This window comes from Rhodococcus sp. PBTS 1, assembly GCF_001620025.1.
Taxonomy (GTDB): Bacteria; Actinomycetota; Actinomycetes; order Mycobacteriales; family Mycobacteriaceae; genus Rhodococcoides; species Rhodococcoides kroppenstedtii.
In genome coordinates this window covers 3,241,741-3,259,641 of the sequence record NZ_CP015219.1, presented here as the reverse complement: position 1 = coordinate 3,259,641, position 17,901 = coordinate 3,241,741, and the positions used below count along the sequence as shown (strand labels likewise).

General features: G+C 72.3%; 3 protein-coding genes. All 3 read left to right on the top strand.

Annotated elements, in window-relative coordinates:
• Positions 1-30: 30 nt before the first annotated feature.
• The 3 genes from A3Q40_RS14875 to A3Q40_RS14865 are packed head-to-tail and all read left to right on the top strand — an operon-like array spanning position 31 to position 17,897.
• A complete protein-coding gene (locus tag A3Q40_RS14875) occupies positions 31-16,230 on the top strand; it encodes a non-ribosomal peptide synthetase (RefSeq protein WP_068103293.1) in 16,200 nt (5,399 codons plus the stop codon).
• 60 nt (positions 16,231-16,290) lie between these two features.
• Positions 16,291-17,655, top strand: a complete 1,365-nt coding sequence (locus A3Q40_RS14870; RefSeq protein WP_068103291.1) for a lysine N(6)-hydroxylase/L-ornithine N(5)-oxygenase family protein — start codon at positions 16,291-16,293, stop codon at positions 17,653-17,655.
• Positions 17,652-17,897, top strand: a complete 246-nt coding sequence (locus A3Q40_RS14865; protein WP_068103290.1) for an MbtH family protein — start codon at positions 17,652-17,654, stop codon at positions 17,895-17,897. Before A3Q40_RS14870 ends, A3Q40_RS14865 begins: the two co-directional genes overlap by 4 nt.
• Positions 17,898-17,901: the final 4 nt, after the last annotated feature.

The following is a 17,901-nucleotide window of genomic DNA, read 5'->3' as shown; positions in this document are numbered from 1 at the left end:
CGACGGCCCGGCTTAGGTTAGCCTTCGTTCATGTTCCGGGTCGTCGACACCGACACGCTGCCGCTCACCGCTGCCCAGTCCGAGGTCTGGACCGCGCAGCACATCCTCGGCGATCGACGAGACTTCGTCATCACCCTGCTGGTGGAGGTCACGGGCACGGTGGACCTCGCGCGCGTGCGCGACGCGGTCCGCACCACCCTCACCGACGCCGAGGCCCTCCACGTGCGGATGGACTTCTCCGGCGAGCACCCGGTCCAGCGGCCCGTCGCGCGGGACTGGAACGTCGACGTCGTCGACCTGTCCGGTGACGACGACCCCGTCGCGGCGGCGCACGCCTGGATCGCCGACGACGTCGCGGGTGCCGACGTCACCGGCGCGGGACCGCTGTTCCGCACCGCCCTGCTGATCCTCGCCGAGGACCACCTGTTCTGGCATCAGCGCTATCACCACGGGATCGTCGACGGCTTCGGGATGTCCCTGATCTTCAACGAGGTCCGCGCCCGCTACGTCGATCCCACCCGCCGGACGACGGACGACGCCTGGGCGCTCGGTCTGCTGGTCGAGGCCGATCGCGACTACCGCTCCTCGCCGGCCTTCGCCGTCGACAAGGCGTTCTGGACCACCCAGCTCATCGGCGCGGCGGAACCACCCGTCCTGCTGCCCGACGTCCCCGACGTCGGTCGCGCGGTCACCGAGCGTGTCGAGGTGTCGACGGACGACGCCGCGCGTCTGCACGCGCTCGCCGCGCAGGCGAACGTGCGCCGGACCCGCGTGATCCCGGCGCTGTGGCTCGCGTACCTGGCCGTCGCCACCGGGTCGTACGACCTCACCGTCTCCCTGCCCGCCACCGGTCGGGTCGGACGGCGCCAGCGCAGTACGCCGTCGATGGCGTCGACGATCCTGCCGCTGCGTCTGCGCCTGTCTCCGTCGATGACGCTCGTGGACGTCGCGCGCGCCTTCGAGCGCGCCACCATCGGCACCGTGCGCCACGGCCGCTTCCGCGGCGAGGACGTCGTGCGGGCCGTGCGGGAGGTCGAGCCGCACCGGCGTGTGGTCGGGCCGGGGCTCAACGTCCTGATGCTCCCGCACGGCGTGGACCTCGGCGGAGTGCCGGCGCGCATGCACAGCATGGACACCGGGCCGGTGCGCGATCTCGACGTGACCGTGACGGGCGGCCTCGACGGCGAGCCGGTGATGTTCGACCTGCGCTGCCGACCGGGCGCGGTCCCGGCGATGCGCGGCCACCGGGACCGATTCCGGGTGGTGCTCGACCAATTGCTCGCCGACCCGACGCGGTCACTGTCGTCGCTGACGCTCCTGAGCGAGGACGACCGACGACGCCTTCTCGTCGAGTTCGTCGACACCGCCGAGCCCGTGACGCGCGAGACCGTCCCCGCGATGTTCGCGGGTCGAGTCGTTTCCGCGCCGGACGACGTCGCGATCGAGTCGGGGGAGCGGTCGCTCACCTATTCCGAGCTCGCGGACCGGGTGTACCAGGTGGCGCACCACCTGCTCGCCGACGGGCTCGCTCCCGAGGAGATCGTCGCGGTGTCGATGCCGCGGTCGATCGAGATGGTGATTGCACTGCTCGCCGTCACGGCGGCCGGTGGCGCTTTCGTGCCGGTGGATCCGGAGTGGCCGGCCGACCGCCGGGCCCGCGTGCTCGCGGACTGCCGCGCCAGGATGGTCCTCGGCGGCCCGGAACACCCGGTGGCACTGGACGACTGGGCGTACGGCGACCGCCCGAGCACGGCGCCCGACGTGACGATCGACGGCGCGCGGGCCGCGTACGTCATCTTCACCTCCGGCAGCACCGGCACGCCCAAGGGCGCGGTGATACGGCACGAGGCCATCTGCGCGCGCATCGCGTGGCAGCGCGATCGGATCCTCGGGTTCGGGCCGGGTGACGCCTCGCTCTTCAAGGCGCCGTTGGCGTTCGACATCTCGATCAACGAGATCCTGTTGCCGCTGCTGACCGGGGGACGACTGGTGGTCGCCGAACCCGGTGGGGAGCGCGACGGGCTGTACCTGCTCGACGTGATCCGACGTCGGCGGGTCACGTTCGTCTACCTCGTCTCGTCGATGCTCGACGCCTTGCTCGCGCTCGACGATCCCGACCGGCCGGCGCTGGCCGGGCTGAAGCACGTGTGGTGCGGCGGTGAGGTCCTCACCCCGGAGTTGTTCGCGCGCTTCCGCTCTCGCCTGTCGACGACGCTGTACCACGGGTACGGACCCGCCGAAGCGACCATCGGGGTGTCGCACGTCGTCTACACCGGCGACGCTCCCCGCATCGCGACGAGCATCGGTCGGCCGAACCCGAACACCCGTCTCTACGTCCTCGATTCGTCCCTCTCGCCGACGCCCATCGGGGTGACCGGCGAGCTGTACGCGGCCGGGTTCCTGCTGGGGCGCGGGTACGTCGGCGCCCCGGGGATCACCGCGTCGCGATTCGTCGCCGACCCGTTCGCCGGGCCCGACGAGCCGGGCGCTCGGCTCTACCGCACCGGCGATCTGGCTCGGTGGACCGAGGACGGGACGCTCGACTTCCTCGGTCGCGCCGACAACCAGGTGAAGATCCGCGGCATGCGCCTCGAACTCGAGGAGGTCGAGGCCGCGCTGTCCGGAACGCCGGGGGTGCGCCGGGTCGTGGTGGACGTTCGCCGTTCGCCCGCGGGTTCGGCCTTCCTCGCCGCGTACGTGGTGCCCGACGCGGGGTCGGTCCTCGACGCGTCGACCGTCCTGGACCACGCTGCGACGGTCCTGCCGGAGTACATGGTGCCGAGCACCGTCACCGTGCTGGATGCGTTGCCGCTCACGGTGAACGGCAAGGTGGATCGGCGTGCGCTGCCCGATCCGGAGCAGACCGTCGCCGGCGCGGTGGCCCCGCGCACCGAGCGCGAACGCGAGCTGTGTGCCGTGGTGGCGGAGGCCCTCGGTCTGCCCGAGGTCGGAGTCACCGACGACTTCTTCGCTCTCGGCGGCGACAGCATCGTCGCACTCGCCGTGGTGGCGAAGGCCCGCGCGCGGGGCATCGCGATCGGTCCGCGCGACGTCTTCTCGCTGCGGACACCGGAAGCGATCGCGGCGGCCACGCCGGACACCGTCACCGCCGTGGCGGACGAGCCCACGGGGGCCGTTCCCCTCACCCCCGTCGTCGCTCGGGCGCTGCGGCACGGGGCGATTCGGCCACGCTTCCACCAGACGGCGTGTGTTCCGCTGCCGTCGGGTACGGACCCGGGTCGCCTGCGGGACGCCGTGCAGGCCGTCGTCGATCGCCACCCGGCGCTCTGGGCGTCCTGGCACGACGGCGCGCTGCTGGTGCCCGAGACGGCGCCGCGCATCGACGTGGTGCACGACCCGGCGGCGTCCGTCGACGGCGCCGTCGCGCGTCTGGACCACCGTCGGTCGGGCGGCGCGGTGGCCGTGGCGCTGACCGACGACACCGCCGTCCTGGCCCTGCACCACCTCGTGGTCGACGGGGTGTCGTGGCGAATCCTGCTGAGCGACCTGGCAATCGCCCTGTCCGGTGGCGACGTGCCTCCGGCGAGCACGTCCTTCCGCCGGTGGGCGCAGGCGCTGACCGACTACGCCGCGGCGGAAGACATCGATGCCGAGCTGCCGTACTGGCACGGTGTCGCGCGCACGCCCCTCGGTTCGCTGCCCAGCGACGCCGACCCCGGGCTCGCCGGCGACCTGCAGCGGCGAACCGTCGTCACCGCCGAACCGGTCACCGAGGCGGTCCTGCAGGACGTTCCGTCCGCCTACGGCACCGGCCCGACCGAGGTCGTTCTCGCCGCGCTGGCCCTCGCGCTGGGCGCCTGGTCCGCCTTCGACGGCTTTCGCACGGTGGTCGAGGTGGAGGGCCACGGCCGCGAAGAGGACGCCGTCGGCACCGCAGGGATCGACCTCACCCGAACAGTCGGGTGGTTCACCACGGTCCGGCCCGTCCCGCTGCCGACCGATCGGCCCGGTGATCCCGCGGAGACGCTGCTGGCCGTGCGCGACGAGCTGCGTCGAGCCCCGGCCTCGACACTCGGCCACGGTGTCCTGCAGGAGCTTCGGTCCGATCCGGTCCTCACCGCGGCGCCCGCGCCGCGCATTCTGGTGAACTACCTCGGCCGGCTCGGCGGAGCCGGAACGCTGACGTTCCACGGTGCGGACGACCCCACCGCACCGGCCACCCACGCCCTGATACTGGACATCCTCGCGGCGGAGGGACCGTCGGGTGCACGCCTCGAGACCACCCTGCGGTGGTCCCCGGCCGTCCTGACCGACGACGACGCCGCGTCGTTCGTCGACCGGTGGACCGACGCGCTCGCGCGGCTCGCCGCCGTCGGACCCGACGTGCGGCACACCCCGACCGACTTCCCGCTGGTGGAGCTGACGGACGACGACGTGGCCGGCCTGCCCGGTGACGTGGAGGACGTCCTGCCGACCACCGCCGTCCAGGACGGCATCCACTTCCATTCCGCCTTCGCCGACGACGACCCCTACGTGGTGCAGCAGGTGATAGACCTTGGAGGCACGGTCGATGCGGACCTGCTCCGCGCTGCCGTGCAGCGAGTGGTGGATCGACATGCGGCGCTGCGCACCTCGTTCCGTCCGGTGTCGAGCGGCCGGATCGTGGCGGTGGTCCACACCGCCGTCGCCGTACCGTTCGACGTGCAGTCGCGGTCGGTGGAGGGCGTTCTCGCGGATCATCGTCGGCAGGGCCTCGCCCTCGACCACGCGCCGCTTCTCCGGTACACCCTGGTTCCGACGGACTCCGGTGCTGCACTGGTGCAGTCGATTCATCACCTCGTCGCGGACGGGTGGTCCATCCCCGTCATGCTGCGCGAGATGCTCGCGTCCTACGGGGACCCGGCGCCGCTCCCGACGCCCGCCTCTCCGCGAGAGTGGTTGCGCCACCTCGCCACCCGTGACCGCGCCACGTCCCTGCAGCGGTGGCGAGAGGCGCTGGACGGCGTGCGTGACGACGTGCCGGTGCCGAGCCACGGCGCGTCGGGAACCGGAACCGGGTCGCACCGGGTGGAGGTCGATCCCGCGACGACCGCGGCCGTGCAGCGCACCGCGCGCGACGCCGGGGTCACGGTGGGCGCGTTGCTGCACGCGGCCTGGGGCGTGGTACTCGCTCGGGTGACGGGCCGTCGCGACGTCACCGTGGGGTCCACCGTGTCGGGCCGCACCGCGCCGGTACCCGGCCTCGATGCCATGGTGGGACTGTTCATCGACACCGTGCCCACGCGCGTTCGACTGGACACCGATGACACCGTCGACACCGTCGACGCCGTTGTCACTGTCGGGGACGTGGCGCGGCGCTGGCAGCGCGACCAGGCCGACCTGCTCGACCATCACCACGTGGGTCTGCCCGAGCTGCGCCGGATCGCCGGCGTGGCGTCGTTGTTCGAGACGCTCGTCGTGGTCGAGAACTACCCGATCGGCGATCTGGTCGCGGCGGCGGCGTCCTCCTCCGCCGGACGCCTCGAGATCACCGGTGTTCGCGTCGACGAGAATCCTGCGTACCCGTTGACGCTCATCGTGATTCCCGGTGACCGGCTGACCGTCGATCTGAAATTCCAACGCAGTGCCGTCGCCGAGGAGACCGTCGCCGCAATGGTGGAGATGCTGGTGGCCGTCGCCACGGCACCCGCCCACACGCCGGTCGTGACCGCAGGCGTGACGCCCGCGCCGGCTGCGCTGGGGTCTGCGGGCCAGCCGGGCAGCGCCACCGTCGTCGACCTGCTGGACCGGCAGGCCGCGGCGACACCCGCCGCGACGGCGCTCGTCCACGGCGACACGCGTCTCACGTACGCCGACCTGCAGGTGCGGACCGACCGCGTCGCGGCGGCCCTCGCGGACCGGGGTGCCGGTCCGGGAACGCTGGTGGCCGTGGCCCTTCCGCGGTCGATCGACCTGGTGGTGGCCCTCGTCGCCGTGCTCAAGTCCGGGGCCGCGTACCTGCCGCTCGACCCCGGTTACCCGGCCGACCGCCTGCGGTACATGATCGACGACGCACAGCCCGCCGTCGTGCTCGACGGCCCCCTGCCCGAGCAGGACCCGCGGCCGCTGGTGCGCCCGAGCGCCGCCGATCCCGCATACGTGCTCTACACCTCCGGATCGACCGGCCGGCCGAAGGGCGTCGTGGTCACGCACGGCAGCGTGGTGCCCCGCCTCGAGTGGATGCGCGAGCACTCGCCGCTCGGCCCCGGTGAGGTGGTTCTGCAGAAGACGCCGTCCAGCTTCGACGTCTCGGTGAGCGAGTTCTTCGGGCCCCTGATATCCGGTGCCGCACTGGTGCTGGCGGACCCGGACGGGCACCGCGACACCGCCCACCTGGTGGCCACCATCCGCGCGCAGCACGTGACCTGGGTGCACTTCGTGCCCTCCATGCTGGACGCCTTCCTCACCGACCCCGAGGTCTCGTCGTGCACGTCGCTGCGCGTGATCACCTGCAGCGGTGAGGCGTTGCCCGCCGCGTCGGCCCGTCGGGTGGCTCGGCTGCTCCCGCAGGTTCGGCTCGACAATCTCTACGGACCCACCGAAGCGGCCGTGGACGTGACGGCGGCTCAGGGGGTGCAGGGCACCGGGGCGGACTCCGTTCCCCTCGGCCACCCGATGGCCGGCGTCGAGACTCGGGTCCTCGACGGGTGGCTCGGGCAGGTCGGACCGGGCATGCCGGGTGAGCTGTACCTGTCGGGACCGCAACTGGCACAGGGGTACCTGCGACGCCCGGCGTTGACCGCGACCCGCTTCGTCGCGGCACCGCACGGGCAGCGGCGGTACCGCACCGGGGACGTGGTGCGCTGGTCCGAGCGCGCCGGGCTCGAGTATCTCGGACGCGCCGACGATCAGGTGAAGGTCCGCGGGTTCCGCATCGAGCTCGCGGAGATCGACGCCGTCCTCCGCGAGCATCCCGCGGTCGATCGCGCCGCGACCGTGGTGCGGACCAACCGCGGCTCCGCACAGGTGGTGTCCTTCGTGGTCGGCCCCACCGACGACGCGTCCGTCTCCGCCTTCGTCCGAGAGCGGTTGCCCGAGCACATGATCCCGTCGTCGATCACCGTGGTCGACGATCTCCCCACCGGGCCGTCCGGCAAGCTCGATCGGGGTGCGCTGCTCGCCAGGGTGCGCGACGCGGTGCCCACGACGGCGCCCGACGCCGCGAGCCTGCCGGCCGAAGAACCGTCCCCGGACGACGTCACCGCCGCGCTCCAGTCGCACATCGGCACCGTGCTCGGCGAGACCGTCGGGCCGGACGACGACTTCTTCGCTCGCGGCGGGGACAGCATTCTCGCGATTCGGGTGGTCAACCTCGCGCGCGCTGCCGGCCTCGAGCTGTCACCGCGGCAGATCTTCGACCTGCGCACTCCGCGCGCGCTCGCGGCGGCGATCGGCGACGGCCCCACCGTCGCTTCCGCGCCCGCTGCCGAGAGCTCGGTGGGCAGCGTGCGCAGTCTGCCTGTGGTGCACCGACTCTCGGAGTGGTCCGGCACCACCGACCGGTTCTGTCAGGCAGCGCTGCTGGTGGTTCCGCCCACCGCGGAGACCACCGTCACGGCCGTGGTCGACGCCCTGGTGCGGCACCACGACAGCCTCCGTCTACGCCGCATGCGGCACGCTCCGGGCGTGTGGACCACCGAGGTGCGCGCCCAGGGTGTGCCGTCGTTCCACCGGGTCGACGCTCGCGGTCTCGACGACGGGGCGCTGCGCGAGGTCGTGGGACGCGAATCCGACCGTGCCACCGACGCTCTCGATCCGGACGGCGGGGCCGTCCTGTCGGTCGTATGGTTCGACCGCGGCGACGATCCCGGCCGCCTTCTGCTGGTCGCCCACCACCTCGTCGTCGACGGTGTCTCGTGGTCGATCCTCGTCGAGGACCTCGCCGTCGCCTGGGTGGCGGTCGAATCCGGTGACGCTCCCGTCCTGGCACCGGTCCGGACGTCGCTCCGCGAGTTCTCCCGACGCGTCGACGAGGACGCGCACAGTCCGCAGCGGCTCGCCGAACTGCCCTACTGGCAGGCGGTGACGGCGCCGGGCGCAGCCCTCGTCCCACCTGATACGACTGCCGATGCTACGGACGCCACCGTCGCGCACGGCGACACCCTCCGCGTGCGCGTCCCCGTCGACCTCACGTCGGCCGCGGTGGGTCCCGTCGCGGACCTGGTCCGGGGCGACGCGACGGACGTGATCGTCGCCGCGCTGCGGGTGGCGGTGTCCCGCTGGGGCGCGGACCACGACGTGCTGATCGACCTCGAGCGCCACGGGCGTCACGACGCGCTGGGGGACCTGTCCCGCACCACCGGCTGGTTCACCTCGATCGCCCCCGTCCGGACCACGCATCACGACGACGTCGTGGCCACGCTGGCGGACGTGAAGGACCGGCTGCGGGCGGCGCCCGACGGTGGCCTCGGCTACGGCATGCTGCGCTACGGAAACGCCCGCACCACAGGTGTTCTCGCGGGCGGTGAACGGTCCCAGATCCTGGTGAACCACCTCGGTCGGGTTCCCGCGTCCGGGACCGGACCGTTCGAGCCGGCGCCGGAATCGGACGCCTTGCGCACCGCACCCGACGCCGACATGGGCGGGCCGTACCGGCTGATCGTCAACACCGCAGTCGAGCCCGGCGCCGACGGCGCCGCGCTCGTGGCCTCGCTGGCGTGGTCGGCGTCGCACCTGTCGCGTCAGGACATCGACACGATCGTCGACGGATGGCTGGACGCGCTCCGCGAGCTCGCTACTGCCGCAGTGTCGTCCGCTCCGGTCCTCACCCGCAGCGATGCGCCGTTGCTCGACCTCACCGACGACGACCTCGCTGCCGCCGCGAGCGTCGTCGCGGGTGGAGCAGAGACGGTCTGGCCGCTGACGCCGTTGCAGGAGGGGTTGTACTTCGAGGCCCTCACGGCGCCCGGGCAGGACGTCTACACCGCCCAGTTCGTGCTGGACTTCGACCATCGGGTCGACCTCGATCGCCTGCGCCGCGCGGCGGACGGTCTGGTCCGCCGCCACCCGACGCTGCGGACGGCCTTCGTGTCCCTGCCCTCGGGCACGCCCGCGCAGGTGGTAGCGGTGCCCGACGCCGCAGTCGTGGCGATCACGGTGGTGGAGGCGGCGTCCGACGACGAGGTGGGCGCAGCGCTGGCCGCCGACCGTCGCACCCCGTTCGACCTCACCACGCCGCCGCTGTGGCGGCTGCTGCTGGTGCGCCGGCCCGACGGCACCGATGCCCTCGCGGTCAACCGCCAGTTCCTGGTGTGGGACGGCTGGTCCAACGGTCTGGTGGTCGCCGAGCTGCTCGCTCGGTACGCCGATCCCGCGTCCGTCCCGACCACCCCGGATACCGCGTTCGCGCGGTACCTGGGATGGCTGGCCGATCGTGACGAGGACGGCGCCCGGGCGGCGTGGGTTCGGGCGATGGCGGGTCTCGACGAGCCCACCCTGCTCGCCCGGCCGGGAACCGCAGCGGGACCGGACCTTCCGGCGCGTCGCCGCATCGAGTTCGGCCGCGACGAGACGGCGGCGTTGCGCGACGCGCTTCGCGCGCACGGCGTCACCCTGAACGCCGTGGTGACCGCCGCGGTGGCACTGGCACTCTCGCGCAGCACCGGACGCGACGACGTGACGTTCGGCATCACCGTCGCCGGTCGTCCGACCGACGTGCCCGGCCTCGACACGGCGCCGGGCATGTTCCTCACCACGGTTCCGGCGCGGGTGACCCTGGACCCGGCGCAGACGCTGATCGGCCTCGCGCGGACCGTGCAGGACCAGCGGTGGGCACTGGCCGATCACGACCATCTCGGCCTGGCGGAGATCGGCGCGGCCACGGGCCATCGGACGTTGTTCGACACCCTGTGCGTGGTGCAGAACTTCACCGACGGCGACGAGGCGACGTCGTTGGGCGGTCAGGGGGTTCGCGGCGGCGACAGCATCGACCACACGACCTATCCGATCACCGTCGTGGTCACACCGGGGGCGACGATGGCGGTCACCGTCGAGCACCGGCCCGAGATGGTCGACGACGCTCGGGCGCTGCGCGTGGCCGACGACGTCGTGGCGGTGCTGCGCGCCGCGGCGCGCGAGGCCGAGCGTCCCGTCGTCGGCTTGCTCGCCGACCCGACGCCGCCGGTCCGCGTGGCCGAGCCGGTTCCGGATGTCACCGTCACCGAGATGCTCCTGGCGACCGCCCAGCGTCGGCCCGACGCCGTCGCCCTGGTCTCGGGCACGGTGTCCCTGACCTACCGCGAGCTCGCGGCTCGAATCGAGACACTGGCCCGCGTGCTCCGTGACCGCGGGGTGGGACCGGAACAGGTGGTGGCACTGGCGATTCCCCGCAGCGTCGACACCGTGGTGGCGCTGTTCGCAGTGTTGCGGACCGGCGCGGCCTACCTGCCGCTCGAGCTCGACCACCCGGACGCGCGGTTGGATGCCGTGATGGACGACGCCGACCCACAGTGCCTGATCGTGGGTCCGAGCGTCGCGACGCGGTTCGCCGATCGCAGCGCAGTCCTCGTCCTCGACTGGGCCGCGGACCCGTTGGCGTCGGCGGCACAGACGGTGTCGAGCGGCAGGAGCGTCGACAGCACAGGGTTCGCCCCGGGGCGGCCGGGCCGGCTGGACCACCCGGCGTACGTCATCTACACGTCCGGGTCGACGGGTCGGCCGAAGGGCGTCGTGACCCCGTACCGCGGGCTGACCAACATGCAGCTGAATCACCGACGCGAGATCTTCGATCCCGTGACCCGGGCGGCGGGCGGTCGCACCCTGCGCATCGCGCACACGGTGTCGTTCGCCTTCGACATGTCGTGGGAGGAGTTGCTCTGGCTCGTCGAGGGACACGAGGTGCACGTCGCGGACGAGACGCTGCGACGTGACGCGGATGCCCTGGTGGCGTACGGCGATCGCCACGGCGTCGACGTCGTCAACGTCACGCCCACCTACGCCTCGATCCTGCTCGAGCGGGGACTGCTGGACGGGTATCGGCCCGCGTTGGTCCTGCTCGGCGGCGAAGCCGTCGGCGACGACGTGTGGTCGGCTCTGCGCGCCGCGGACGGCGTGCTCGGCTACAACCTCTACGGACCCACCGAGTACACGATCAACACCCTCGGCGGGGGCACCGAGGACAGCGCGACCCCCACGGTCGGCCTGCCCATTCGCGCCACCGACGCCGTGATTCTCGACGGGTGGCTGCGGCCCGTGCCGGACGGCGTGGCCGGCGAGTTGTACGTCGCCGGAGCGGGTCTCGCGCGCGGTTACGCGAACCGGGCCGCACTCACGGCGGACCGATTCGTCGCCGGCCCGAACGGAACGCGGCGCTACCGCACGGGTGACCTGGTCCGTCGTCGCACCGATGGGTCCGGGCTGCTGGACTACCTCGGCCGCACCGACGACCAGGTGAAGATCCGTGGACACCGGGTGGAGATCGGCGAGGTGGCGTCCGCGGTCGCGGCTGTGCCGGGCGTACGGCGCAGCGCCGTCGTCGTCGGCACCGGTCCGGGTGGTCTGGCCCGGCTGATCGCCTACGTCGACGCCCCTCGGGCGGCGGACGTCCGGGACGCCTGTGCCCGGACTCTGCCGGACTATCTCGTGCCCACCGTCGTGCGGACCGACGAGTTCCCCATGACGGTGAACGGCAAGCTCGACGTCGCGGCGCTGCCGGCGCCGGAGGAGGACGAGGCGCCGATCACCCTGCCCCGCACCGAGACCGAGCGGGTGCTGGTCGACATCGTCTCGGACGTCCTCGGTGTCCCGATCGGCGTGACGGACGACTTTTTCGCCCGTGGCGGTCATTCGCTGCTCGCCACCCGCGTGATCGGCCGTGCGCGGACCGCTCTCGGGTGCGAGCTGGCGGTGCGCGACCTGTTCGACGCCCCCACCGTGGCTCGGCTCGCCGCCGTCGCCGAGAACCGGTTCGGGTCCGCGCGGCCCGCCCTTGCGCCACGCGAGCGGCCCGAGCACATCCCGATGTCGGCCGCGCAGCGGCGACTGTGGTTGGCGCACAACCTCGATCCACGCTCGACCGAGTACCACTTCCCGCTGGTGATCCCGCTGGACGGGGCGGTGGACGCCCCGGCGTTGACCGGCGCCCTGGCCGACGTGACCCAGCGTCACGAGGCGCTCCGGACGGTGTTCGACGAGGTCGACGGACTGCCGGTGCAACGCATCCTCACCGACGTGCAGCCCGCTGTGCGCGTGGTCGAGGCCGCCGAGGGTGCGGAGGTAGCGGACGCGATCGCGGATGCGCTCCGCGCACCCTTCGATCTCCGTCGCGACATTCCGTTGCGCGCCCACGTCATTCGCACCGAGGAGGCCACCGTCCTGGTGGTCGTCCTGCACCACATCACCACGGACGAGTGGTCCGACCGCCCGTTCCTGGCCGATCTGCTCGCGGCCTACACCGCCCGCCTGGCCGGTGAACCCTCGCCGTTGGTGCCGCTGCCGGTGCAGTACGCCGACTACACCCTGTGGCACGCGGAGCTGCTGGGCGACGCCCGCGACGAGCGGTCCCTCGCCGCCCGCCAGCTGCGCTTCTGGCGCGACACGCTGGCCGGCGCACCCGATCTCGAGGTGCCCACCGATCGACCCCGTCCGCCCCGGCCGAGTCACGCCGGAGCGGTCGTGCAGGTCGACGTCGAGCCCGCCGTGGTCCGCGGCCTGCGCGGCGTGGCGCGATCGACCGAGGCGAGTGTCTTCATGGCGCTGCACGCCGCGGCGGCCGTGTTGATGCGGGCCGTGACGGGGTCGTCGGACGTGGTGCTCGGTGCGCCGGTGGCCGGCCGGGACGAGGAGGCGTTGACGGACCTCGTCGGGTTCTTCGTCAACACCCTGGCGCTGCGAACCGAGGTCACCGGGTCGGCGTCGCTCGCCGACACCCTCCGCACCGTGCGGGATGCGGATCTGGCGGCGTTCGCTCACGCGGACGTGCCGTTCGACGAGGTGGTCGCCCACCTGGCGCCCGAGCGCAGTGCGGCACGACACCCGCTGTTCCAGGTCATGGTCAGTCATCACACCGGTCCGCTCGTCTCACTCGCCGGAGGCGACCAGGGGGCCGCAGCCGATCGGCTGCCCGAGACGCCGGCGAAGTTCGACGTGGTGTTCAACGCCACCGAGGACACCGCGGGCGAACGGCTCACGCTCCAGCTGGAATACGCCACCGACCTGTACGACGCGGCGACGGCCCGCACGCTCGCGGACCGCTTCCTTCTCGTGCTGGCCGCGCTGGCGCGGACACCGGAGATGCGGGTCGACGATCTCGACCTGTTCCTGCCGGGGGAGCGGCACAGGGTGGTGTCCGAGTTCAACGACACCGCACGGGAGGTGCCGGAGGAGACCCTCTACGCGTCGTACCGCCGGTGGGTGTCGGCGACCCCCGACGCGGTGGCCGTGGCGGACGAGCACGAGACCGTCACCTACGCCGAGCTGCACGCGCGGGTCGTCGGTCTCGCGGCGCATCTACGCGAGCGGGGCATCGGTGACGAGGACATCGTCGGCATCGGCGTGCCGCGGTCGGTGGGCACCGTCGTCGCCACGCTCGCCGTCCTCGCCGTCGGCGCGGCGTACCTGCCGCTGGACGGCCGACACCCCGTGGATCGGCTCGAGTTCATGCTGGACGATTCCGGGGCGGCAATGTTGCTCACCACCGAGGAGGCGTCCGGCTCGATGCCGAGCGGTGTCCCCCACCTGGCGATCGACGCACTGCCGGAACGGGATTCGGTGGACGAACCGGACGGCCCGGCCGCGCTGGACTCGGCCGCGTACGTCATCTACACCTCCGGGTCCACGGGGCGTCCCAAGGGCGTCGTCGTTCCGCACGAGGGCATCTCGTCGTTGGTGGCGACGGCCGAGGACCGGATGCGGCTGACGACGGGCTCGGTGGTGCTGCAGTTCGCGTCCATCGGGTTCGACGTGGCCGTCTTCGAACTGGCCATGGCTCTGTGCACGGGTTCTCGGCTGGTCGTGGTGCCCGACGACGCGCGGGTCGCGGGCCCGGAGCTGACGGAATTCTGTGCCCGCCATGCGGTGACGCACGCGATTCTGCCGCCGTCGCTGATGGCGGCCCTGCCGCCGGACTGCCTGCTGCCCGAGGACTGCACGGTGCTCGTGGGCACGGAAACCGTGCCGCCGGCGGTGATCTCGGCCTGGTCGGAGCGGCTGAACCTGCTCGCGGCGTACGGACTCACCGAGGCCACCGTCAACAACACGCTGTGGCAGGCGCGGCCGGGCTGGACCGCCGCGGTGCCGATCGGCGTCCCGGACCCCAACGAGCAGGCCTACGTGCTCGATGCGCGGCTGCGTCCCGTGCCCATCGGGGTGGCGGGCGAGTTGTACATCGCCGGACGGGGACTCGCGCGCGGCTACCTCGGACGGCCGGATCTCACGGCGCACCGGTTCGTCGCCGATCCGCACGGCGCCGGTCGGATGTACCGCACCGGGGACCGTGCCCGCTGGCGCACGGACGGATCGCTCGACTTCCTCGGTCGCGCAGACGATCAGCTCAAGGTCCGCGGTTTCCGCATCGAGCCCGGTGAGGTGATGGCGGCCCTGGCGTCGGCGGACGGCGTCGACCAGACGGCCGTGATCGCCGTGGGCGACGGTCCCGCCACCCGGTTGGTCGGCTATGTGACCGGGGCGGACGGGCTGCGCGGCGAGGACGTCCGCGCCCACGCGGCGACCGCGCTGCCGGACTACATGGTGCCCAGTGTGGTGATGGTGCTGCCGGGATCGCTGCCGTTGACCCCCAACGGCAAGCTCGACCGCGCGGCGCTCCCGGACCCCGATCTCGGGGGCCTGCTGGGCGGTCGACCGCCGCGGACGGAGACCGAGCGCGTGGTACTCGCGGCTGCCGCGGAGGTGCTGGGGCTCGCGGATCGTCCCGGCGGTGCGGAACTCGGCATCGACGACGATTTCTTCGACGTCGGTGGACATTCCATGGCCGCCATGGGATGGGTGTCCGCCCTTCGATCGCGGCTCGGGGTCGAGGTGACCGTGCGCGACGTGTTCGACGCACCCACCGCGGCGGCGTTGGCCGAGCGGCTGACGGGACGGTCGGCGTCGACGGCGCCGATGCTGACGCCGCGGTCGGACCGGCCGGTCCGTGTGCCGCTCGCACCGATGCAGGAAGCCGTGCTGCCGCAGAATGTCTCGGCGGCGCCCGCGCATCACGCCCTGCTGGTCGACCCGGGTGACCGGACCGGGGACGAGCTCGCCGCGGCGTTGGCAGCCGTCGCCGCCCGTCACGAGCCGCTGCGATCGGTGATCGCACCCGACGCGGCGTCAACCGCGTTCGCGAATCCGGTTGCCCTGGAGCGGATCGACGTTTCCGGTGACCTCGGCAGACGAGCGTTCGAGATCGCGCAGGAACCACTCGACCTGACGGCGCGGCCCGGACTGCGGGCGGTCCTGCTCGATGACGGAGATCGTCGCGGCCTGCTGCTGGTCATGCACTACGCCGCGGTGGACGAGTGGTCGGTGGTCCCGCTGCTCACGGAGATGCTCTCGGGGAGCGGCGACGACCTGCCGCTGGCGTACTCCGACGTCGCGCGGTGGGCGGTGGACCGTCGCGCCGCGGCGGACGACGCCACGCGCTACTGGCGTGAGCATCTCGCGGACGCGCCATCGCCGACCCTGCCGATCACGTTCGGCGAGAACGGAACCGACGCCGTTATCGTCGACGTCGACGCCGAGTTGCGGGCGTCGCTCGACCGGGTCGCCGCGGCCGCCGGAACGGGACTGGCCTCGGTGATGCACGCGGCGTTCGCGCTCGCGGTCGCCGACGCGGGCGGCGGCGAAGACGTCACCGTGGCAACGCTGGTGGCCGGCCGCGACGACGCCCGCACGCATCCGATGGTGGGCGGGTTCGCGGACCGGGTTCCCCTGCGGGTGAACGCGATCGGTGATCTGACCGAGGTCACCCGCGCGGTGCGCGACGCGACGATCGACGCGCTCGATCGACCGGGCCCGTCGTACCGAGACATCGTGGACGCGGCCGATCGGCCGGACCTCCTGCGGCCGCCGCTCGCGGTGGTGCACCACCGCGTCGCCGATCTCGGCGGCCTGTCGGTACTTCCGATCCCGGTGGGCCGACCCGATGCGGACCTCACGCTGAGCGTGCACGAACCACCCACGGGCGCAGCCTTGTTCGTCCAGTTGGTCGTTCCGGGCGGAACGGACAGCAAGGCGATCGGTCGGTTCGTGGACCTGCTCACGGCCCGGCTCGAGGAGGCGCGCACGCTCTAGTGGGAAAGGCAAGGCTACGCTAAGCTCGCCGGGTGCAATCGCAGCCGAAGGGGTGGACACATGACGGGTGACGACACGCTGGACGTGGTCGGTATCGGCTTCGGCCCGGCCAACCTCGCGTTGGCCATCGCGATCGAGGAACACAACCGGTCCTGCGCCCCCGGCGAGCAGGTGCGCGCAATCTTCGTCGAACGGCAGGACGCCTTCGGGTGGCACCCCGGCATGCTGCTCGAGGGCGCAACCATGCAGATCGCCTTCCCGAAGGACCTCGCGACGTTCCGCAACCCCAGCAGCGAGTACACCTTCTTCCAGTACCTGTTCGCGCGCGGTCGGTTGGTCGACTTCGTCAACCACCAGACGTTCTTCCCCACCCGGCTCGAGTTCCACGACTACCTGTCGTGGGCTGCGGATCGCGTGGACGCCGACGTGTGCTACGGCACGTCCGTCACCGCCGTGCGGCGCGTCGGCGACGAGCTCGTCGTGCAGTGCGACGACGGCCGGGTCCTCCACACCCGCAACGTCGCGGTCGGGGCCGGCCTGCAGCAGCGGGTGCCCGAGTGGGCGACTCTCTCGGCGCGGTGCTTCCACAACCACGACTTCCTCGGCCGAATGGCCGAGCTGCCCCGCCCCACGCACGGACGCTTCGCGGTGCTCGGCGCCGGGCAATCCGCGGCCGAGGTGGTGCAGTACCTCCACGCGCACCACCCGCACGCGGAGGTGCACAGCATCTTCGCGCGGTACGGCTACAGCCCGGCCGACGACAGCCCCTACGCCAACCGCATCTTCGACCCGGAGGCGGTCGACGAGCTGCACCGCGCCCCGGCGGACGAGCGCGCCCGATTGCTCGCGCTGCACCGCAGCACCAACTACTCGGTGGTGGATCTCGAACTCATCGAGGAGCTCTACCGCACCGAGTACGCCGAACGGGTGAGCGGTCATCGCAGGCTGTTCATGCGCCGCGCGTCCACGATCGACGCCGCCGTCGAGACCGCCGACGGCATCGAGGTCACCGTGCGGGACGGCATCGACGGCATCGCCGACACCCTCGTCTGCGACGCCCTGGTGCTCGCCACCGGATTCCGACCGTCGCCGCTGCGTCCCCTGCTCGGCGACCTGGCTCCCGACGACGACGCGCCGCGCGTCGTCACGCGGGACTACCGGCTGGTCGCAGGTGAGGACGGTGACGGAGTCGATGGAGTCGGCGCTGCCGACGACGGTCGTACCGCCGTCTACCTCCAGGGCGGCACGGAATCGACGCACGGGATCACGTCGTCCCTGCTCTCCAACGTCGCGGTGCGGTCCGGTGAAATTCTCCACTCCGTCCTCGTGCGACGTGCCGGGTCGGCGACCCTTGCTAGGGTCGACCGGACCGCAGACCGTCGGGATCGCCCGGCGCCGACTTTTGCAGTGAGCGAGGCACGATGAGCACCAACCCGTTCGACGACGAAGACGGACGCTTCTACGTTCTGGTCAACGACGAGGATCAGCATTCGCTGTGGCCGACGTTCGCCGAGGTTCCGCAGGGTTGGCGCGTGGTGTTCGGCGAGGAGAGCCGCAAGGCGTGCCTCGAGTACGTCGAGCAGAACTGGACCGACATGCGCCCCCGCAGCCTGCGTGAGGCCATGGAGGAGGACGCGCGTCAGCGCGCGGAGAATCCCTCCAGCTGATCCG

Excerpts from the sequence above, each read along its gene's own strand:
- A3Q40_RS14865 (WP_068103290.1), top strand. The coding sequence starts at position 17,652 with ATGAGCACCAACCCGTTCGACGACGAAGACGGACGCTTCTACGTTCTG.
- A3Q40_RS14875 (WP_068103293.1), top strand. The coding sequence starts at position 31 with ATGTTCCGGGTCGTCGACACCGACACGCTGCCGCTCACCGCTGCCCAG.
- A3Q40_RS14870 (WP_068103291.1), top strand. The coding sequence starts at position 16,291 with ATGACGGGTGACGACACGCTGGACGTGGTCGGTATCGGCTTCGGCCCG.